3 protein-coding genes are annotated in these 5002 nt (G+C 67.7%); all 3 read right to left on the bottom strand.

Annotated features, from left to right (window positions below; translation table 11 throughout):
• Positions 1–152, bottom strand: a 152-nt coding sequence (cas2, locus tag ACXJJV_RS02150) for a CRISPR-associated endonuclease Cas2 (protein WP_456466535.1), incomplete at its 3' end; no start/stop codon positions are given.
• A 12-nt stretch (positions 153–164) separates the two neighbouring features.
• Positions 165–2384, bottom strand: coding sequence for an argonaute/piwi family protein (locus tag ACXJJV_RS02145; protein WP_456466533.1), 2220 nt, complete (start codon positions 2382–2384; stop codon positions 165–167).
• The gene (gene cas1, locus ACXJJV_RS02140) at positions 2371–3348 is read right to left on the bottom strand and encodes a CRISPR-associated endonuclease Cas1 (RefSeq protein WP_456466534.1); all 978 of its coding nucleotides are present in this window, start codon (positions 3346–3348) and stop codon (positions 2371–2373) included. Before cas1 ends, ACXJJV_RS02145 begins: the two co-directional genes overlap by 14 nt.
• Positions 3349–5002: the final 1654 nt, after the last annotated feature.

The raw sequence follows: 5002 nt of genomic DNA, 5'->3' as shown, positions 1-5002 counted from the left end.
TCGGCGAGGAGGGCGTAGGTGGAGTACTGGAGGCGGGTGCCGCCGTGGGCCTCTATCAGCTCTCGGAGCTTGCGTCGTTCGGTCTCGCCTCCGGGCTCCTTGAAGTCGTAGGTGTAGAGGCGGAGGCGGGGGTTGGGGGTGGGGAGGGGCACGGTGCGTTCCCCCTACACGGGCCATGGGCGTTTGGCGAGTTCTTCGCGGGGGCTCACCGTTACCCCGTATCGGGCGAGTCGGGCGGCCCGGTCGGCGTACAGTACGGGCGCCGGTAGTCGGCTGGTGGCCGTGGGGGTGCCCCAGTTCGAGAGGGTGAGGTCGTAGAGGAGCTGTAGGAGGTCGTCGTTCAGCGCTCCGCCGTCGCGCCGTCGGATCAGGATGGGCCTTCGCGTCCCGGGTTTGGCGTCGTCTCGGGTCCTGTTCAGTCCGGGGACCGACTGGCTGGGGTAGAGGAACGCGGTCCGCTCGTCGATGCGGACGTAGGCTCGGTTCGGGGCCGTGATGCCGTTCCGGAGGCGCACGGCGTGCACCGTGGGGTTGGATTTGATCACCTCGAGGACGATGGGGTCCGGTCCCTCGTTCAGCAGCGTTCTCAGCTCGTCCTTGGGCACCGGGCCGTCCCGGAGGTAGAGGACCCGGTCGGCGTCCTTTATCGGGCCGCTCAGGTCCTGGAGGAGTGCCTCGGCGACCTTGCCGGAGGTCTCTCCGCGCTCGCCGATGGTGGTCGTGAACGTTCGCTCGTGTCGGATGGTCCCGTCCTCGTCCACGGTGAAGCACGCGCAGCAGCCGCGCCCTTCGATGATGCGGTCCCCTTCGACCTTTCTTGACACGTCCACGCCGAGGATGACCGTGCGGCCTTCGAGGTTGGCCTCCGTCCTCACGGCGAAGGGCTGCCCGGCGTGCTTGCAGTGGAGGCCGATGGCCAGCCCCGGGGTGACGAGTCTCGGCGGGTGTTCGGACGCGCGCTCCGTGAAGCACTGCGCCTCGGGGCACCGTCGCTTGATCGCGGCGTAGTCCCTCTCCTCGCCGTGGGGGACGCCGGCGAGGACGAGGTCGCCGTTCCTCGCCAGCCTTTCCACCCGGTCCGGCAGCTCGGTCGGGCTGACGACCAGCGTCCGGCCCTCGTCCACGTCGTGGTGGAGTCGGCGTAGGTGGGTCACCGTGCCCCGGAGTAGCCGCCGGAGCGTGCCCCGCGAGACCCCCCGCTTCAGCAGTCGTCGGTCGCAGACGACGCTCACGCGCCTTCCGTCCAGCTCACCCCCGCCCTCGAAGGGGCCCTCGCCTTCGAGGAGCCGCCTCAGGCGCCGCCGACCCCTCGCCTTGCCGTTCCTCGCGACGATCTCCGGCGGTTTGAGCCTCCCCGCGCGGTCGACGCCCGGGCGCGGGTGGTCCTTCGTGGTCGCCGTCACGTTCGAGAACCGGTTTTGGGCCGACTCCAGACCGAGCTCGATGAAGTGACGCCCGATGGCCGTCCGGTCGGCGGGCCCGAGCCGGAAGTACTTGCTCACCTCGTGCACGGGCACCCGCCACGGCAGCACGTCGTCCGGGTACGCGAGCACCCTGGACCCCACGGCCACCTCCACGACCACGCTCGGATCGACCCTGAGGCGGTGGGTTTCCCACCAGTACCCGCGCAGGTCGTCCACGTCCTTGAGGTCGCCCGACCCGCTCCACTCGTCGGCGGGCACCGCGCTCACGACCTCGAGGCTCCTGCCCCGGTAGCGCTCCGACCCTTTGACGGGGATCACCCGGGTTCCGGGCAGCGTCCGCTCCGCCCACCGTCGCCCCCGGTCTTCGACCAGGTCCTTCAGCGGCACCCTGGTGACCGCTCGCGCCCGCGGGTCCACGGAGAGCAACACCTTACCCTTCGACTCCAGCGTGCTCGTCCGGAGCGCCAGCTGGACGTCCACCGGGGCGTACCGGTCGCGCAGCTTCTGGAGCACCGCGCTCCGGATCCGCCTCCACCCCTTCTTGCCGAAGACCCCGCGGATCCGCTTGCCGTCGAACCGACCCCCGTAGCACACCTCGAAGAAGTCGCGGTCGGAGACCAGCGTCGCGTTACCCTCACCGTAGCCCCGCTCGAACCCGTGCTCCTCGAGCCCCAGCCGGAGCACCGCGCTCACCGCGTACCTCCGGGCCGTCGGGGTGAGGTCATCCCACCCGACCCGCTCGTCCCCCAGGTCCGCGGCCGCCACGTACGCTTCCTTACCTACTTGGAACGCGAACGCTCCCTTTTTGAGACAATCCATGACGACCTCGTACGCCTCCCTGTACGCCTCCCTATCCCCGTCGTCATCCTCGGATTCGAACTCCACCTTCCACAGCTCCCCCTCGAAGTCTAGCTTAACCCATACTGCGTTGGATACGTACCCACTTTTAGACCTGTACAACCTCCCAAACACCCCCAACATCATCAGATTTAATTTCAAGTGGTTCCGGTTCCGACAACTTTCTAACGGCGTTTCGAAACTCCGTCAGCCTGCGGTCTATCGCTTCTAACAACCCTCCCCTAACTCTACTCAGCACCGACAGCACCGGGATCGCGACCGCCTCAGCGTCGCGAAGGAGCACCGCCTCGCCATCCCGCCGGAAGTCGGAACGCGACAAACCACCCTCCAGGAACAGCCTCAGCACGGGCACGTCCACGGCCAGCGCGCGCCACTCGTCCATCAGGTCGAGCGCGAGCGCCGGCTTCCGACCGCGGATCTCGTGCAGGAAGCCGGCGAACGGGTCCAGCCCCGCCGCCACGATCCTCGCCAGCATTACCGGGAACAGCACCGCCGTGTACCCGAAGCTGATCGCCGCGTTGAACGGGTCCCGAGGCGGGCGGCGCGTCCGCCCCCCGGAGAACGCCCAGCCCGGCAGCGCCTCGGACAGCGCGCGGAAGTAGATCCGGGCCGCGCGACCCTCGTACCCGCGTAGCGCCCCGACCCGATCGGCCCCCTCTGCCCGATCCTCCAGCCGCTCCATCCTCTCAACGGCTCGCCCAACGCTCGTCACAACACCCGCAGATTCGAGGAACTCGAGCACGGCCTTCCGAGCCCGGATAGACGAGATTACAATACTCCTGGCCAGCCCAACCCTCAGCGATCGCTGAGTTAGCACCACCTCCCATTGTCGCCGCCTAAGCTCCACGAACCGGTCATGAAAAGGTACCACCACCCCTAAGATCCTGCTCCCAGACGCGAACGTAATTGGGATCCCATAGTCCAACGCCAACTTCACCGCCTGCGTTGTGATCTGGGCACCTCCCGAGAGCACAATCCCCGACACACGAGTGATCGGGTACTTGTCCTCCCCCACAACTAGGAACTCTCCCCTACGCCGAATTCTCCCGCGCCTCGCGAACAACACCAAATGGTTAGTCCCCTCCATGAGGGCCCCCTTCATGGACCAGCGGGGTATCAGATTAAGCCCCCTTCGCCCCTCATTTCGCCGTGAACTCGGCTCACAGCACCACGGACACGGTGTTGTATCAAAATAAAACTGTAGCTTTTTTCGTTGTCAAAAGCGTAAGTACCTGGTGTAAATATCGACCTAATTAGTGACGTAATGACCGTTTATGATCTCATATTGGCGAAATTTCAGATTAGATTCATATACCAAATGGAGCAGACTAGAGTGTTTTAGGATAACGTTAGTTAACCGCGGAAAAAGTACCTTATACCATACGTACGGCTAAGCGGTCCTTACCAAGGTCACTCGGAAAGCATCATGCGAGACCAACGTACGATCCACCCACGGTGAGGACCAGGCGCCGGCACCCGGGCTCCCCGCCCGAAGATCGGCGCACCGGTCTCCCCCAACCCGACCATCCCCCGGTCACCCCGGGAGACCGGCTGAGGCCGGGAAGTCCGGGCACGACGGTCCGACGGCGACGCACGGCCCGCTCCTAGGACTACGATCCTACCACCGCCCAGGGCGCCCGGCGGACCACCACCCCCAACCGGGAACGATCCGGCGGGCGGGGTCAGGCCGAGGGCCGCGGCCCCGCGGTCACGCGCCCATCCGACCGGACCGGGAACGATGACCGGCGCGCCCGCGGACCCGGCGCTCAAGATCTCGTGATCGAACGGTGAACAGCACCCGAGCACGGAGGAGCGGCACGCGGTTTACGCGATCCGAGGGTCACCACGGCCCCCGGGACGCCGGAACCCGGCGAAGTCGGCGGGGTCCATCCCGGGTGGGGGAGACAGGGCAGGTCAGCGGCGAGGTTCAACCCGACCGCGCCGTCGGGGAAGACGGAAGCGCCACTGGGGAGTCCTCGCGAGGGAACCGAACCGGGCGACGCCGGGCCCCCACCTCAGCGATCCGGGCCGGCGCGGGATCGCCACCCGAGATCCGACGGCGAGTCACGGGCCCGGGGATCGAGCCGCCACCCTCACCCCACCGACCACCACCCCGACACGGACCGGAGGTCCGGGGGACGGACCACCGGGACCCACCCACCCGCAGCGGGCGGGCCGCCATGGGCCGACCCTCTCTATTGTAATCGAGCGAGAGAGGAGCCCGAGAGGGCGACGAAGGGAACCCTCGCGAACTCGAGCCGCCACCGTCGAGAACGGCGCCGGGGGCGTGGAGGCGTGCCCGGGCCCGATCACCGAACGCGGCGGACCCGGACCCCAACGCCGATCCCGCCTTCGTTCCATTGTAATCACCCGAGAGCGGGCCAAAAACGGGGGCCGAGCCCTCCCAACACCCGCAACCCCCACCCACGAGGCCCGATCCCCTACGATCTTCATAGAGGGCCCCGCAACCGGAAGGAGGACACCGGATCCGCCGCACCGTGAGAACCGAGCGACGACCCGTGGAGGGAGTGAACCCCACCGGGCCGTCCCGACCCACTCACCGGTGACCACGCGGGAAGGGCCCGATCGGCACGGGGAGTGCGGATGACCCCAACCGAACCCCCGGCCCCCGGTCCGCGGCGCGCCGACCGACCCCCGCTCCGGGACCCACCCTGACGGGCCGAGAGGGCGGGAAGGGCCCACGGCACCCTCGAGCCCCC

The organism is Methanopyrus sp. (genome assembly GCF_053997775.1).
The sequence above is the reverse complement of the archived record's forward strand: the minus strand, read 5'-3'. Positions and strand labels throughout refer to the sequence as shown.